Source organism: Vibrio sp. 10N.261.51.C6 (assembly GCF_041471785.1).
GTDB lineage: Bacteria > Pseudomonadota > Gammaproteobacteria > Enterobacterales > Vibrionaceae > Vibrio > Vibrio crassostreae_C.
Genome location: NZ_JBFRPB010000149.1, coordinates 1 through 343, shown reverse-complemented (window position 1 = coordinate 343; position 343 = coordinate 1). Strand labels below are relative to the sequence as shown.

The following is a 343-nucleotide window of genomic DNA, read 5'->3' as shown; positions in this document are numbered from 1 at the left end:
GGGAAGCGTCGAGTTTGGCGTAAGCTCCATTTAGCCGTAGACACTGGCACTCATGAAATCATTGCGGCTGAGTTAAGTTTATCGAATGTCACTGACGGTGAAGCTCTTCCTAATTTACTGAATCAAACTCGTCGTAGAATCAATGAGATATCTGGTGATGGAGCTTACGATACAAGACAATGCTACGAAGCAATACGTATTAAACAAGCTGTTCCACTTATTCCACCGAGAGAAGGTGCTGCTTTTTGGTTACGAGGTCACCCCCGTAATCTGGCGGTAGCTTGCCAGAAATTATACGGCTCAAATAAACATTGGAAAAAGAAGTACGGTTACCATAAACGGT

General features: G+C 43.7%; 1 protein-coding gene. It reads left to right on the top strand.

The window, feature by feature from the left end; all coding sequences use genetic code 11:
- Positions 1-343 (top strand): transposase (locus tag AB4375_RS21625; RefSeq protein ID WP_372052513.1); only part of this gene is annotated, 343 nt, incomplete at both ends.